This is a genomic window from Thauera phenylacetica B4P, assembly GCF_000310225.1.
In the GTDB taxonomy this organism is placed as follows: domain Bacteria; phylum Pseudomonadota; class Gammaproteobacteria; order Burkholderiales; family Rhodocyclaceae; genus Thauera; species Thauera phenylacetica.
Window position 1 is genome coordinate 1 of the sequence record NZ_AMXF01000423.1, and the last position, 1,760, is coordinate 1,760.

The following is a 1,760-nucleotide window of genomic DNA, read 5'->3' on the forward strand; positions in this document are numbered from 1 at the left end:
CCCCGGCCGCTGCAGCGCCGGCTGCGCCCGCGCCGGCCGCCGCCCCCGCGGCCGCCGGTGGCGTGGTCGAGGTGAAGGTGCCCGACATCGGCGACTTCGACGCGGTGCCGGTGATCGAGCTCTTCGTGAAGGTGGGCGACACGATCAAGGTGGACGACGCCATCGCCACGCTCGAGTCCGACAAGGCGACGATGGACGTGCCGTCCTCGCACGCCGGCGTGGTCAAGGAAGTGCTGGTCAGCATCGGCGACAAGGTCGGCGAAGGCAGCGCGCTGATCAAGGTCGAGACCGCTGGTGGTGCGGCGGTCGCCATACCGGCCGCAGCCGCCGCGGCCGCACCCTCACCGGCCCCCCTGGCCGATGGCGGCCCGGCCGCCAGTGCCCCTGCCTCGATGCCGATTGCATCGGCCGCGGCGCCCTCGGCGGTCAAGGTCGGCGGCAAGGTGCACGCCAGCCCCTCGGTGCGCGCCTTCGCCCGCGAGCTCGGCGTCGATCTGGGCCAGGTCAAGGCCACCGGTCCGAAGGGCCGCATCCTCAAGGAAGACGTCGCCGCCTTCATCAAGGGCGCGATGACGACCGGCGTGGTCCCGGGCAAGGCACCGGCTGCCGCCGCGGGCGCAAGCCTGGGTGGTGGTCTGGATCTGCTGCCGTGGCCGAAGGTCGACTTCGCCAAGTTCGGCGAGGTCGAGGTCAAGCCGCTGTCGCGCATCAAGAAGATTTCCGGCCAGAACCTCGCCCGCAACTGGGTGATGATCCCGGCGGTGACCTACCACGAGGACGCCGACATCACCGACCTGGAAGCCTTCCGGGTGCAGATGAACAAGGAGTACGAGAAGTCGGGCAAGAAGCTGACCATGCTCGCCTTCATCATCAAGGCCTCGGTGCGCGCGCTGCAGGAGTTCCCCGAGTTCAACACCTCGCTCGACGGCGACAACCTGGTCTACAAGAAGTACTTCAACATCGCCTTCGCGGCCGACACCCCGAACGGCCTGGTCGTGCCGGTGGTGAAGGACGCCGACAAGAAGAGCGTGTTCGACATCGCCGCCGAGACCGGTGCGCTGGCCAAGAAGGCGCGCGACGGCAAGCTCGGTCCGGCCGACATGTCGGGCGCCTGCTTCACGATCAGCTCGCTGGGCGGCATCGGTGGCACCTACTTCGCGCCCATCGTCAATGCGCCCGAGGTAGCCATCCTCGGGGTGAACAAATCGGTGATGAAGCCGGTGTGGGACGGCAAGGCTTTCGTGCCGCGCCTGACCTTGCCGATGTCGCTGACCGCGGACCACCGCGTGATCGACGGCGCGCTGGCCACCCGCTTCAACGTGTACCTCGCGCAACTGCTGGCGGACTTCCGCCGGGTGATGCTCTGACGCAGTGAGGAGCGAGGCGTCGGAGCCAGGTTCAAGCCGGCCCCGACGCCCCCTCTTCCGGAACTCCTCACGAGGTGAAGAAGATGAGTCAAATGATTGAAGTGAAGGTGCCCGACATCGGCGATTTCGATGCGGTGCCGATCATCGAGCTGTTCGTGAAGGTCGGCGACAGCATCAACGTGGACGATGCGATCTGCACGCTCGAATCGGACAAGGCAACGATGGACGTGCCGTCCTCGGCCGCCGGCGTGGTCAGGGAAGTCCTGGTCGGCCTGGGTGACAAGGTCGGCGAAGGCGCGGTCTTGATCAAGATCGAGGCCGCTGGCGCCGCTGCGGGAGCGGCAGCCGCCGCGACTGCGGCGCCAGCCGCCGCGCCGGCGCCGATCGCTGCTG

Annotated in this window: 2 protein-coding genes; both read left to right on the forward strand. The window is 68.2% G+C overall.

The features are described from left to right. The coding region (gene aceF, locus C667_RS22685; protein WP_004387570.1) for a dihydrolipoyllysine-residue acetyltransferase at positions 1-1,367 on the forward strand (1,367 nt) is incomplete at its 5' end. A gap of 83 nt (positions 1,368-1,450) precedes the next feature. Further along, positions 1,451-1,760: biotin/lipoyl-containing protein (locus C667_RS22690; RefSeq protein ID WP_306415798.1), on the forward strand; the 310-nt coding region annotated here is incomplete at its 3' end.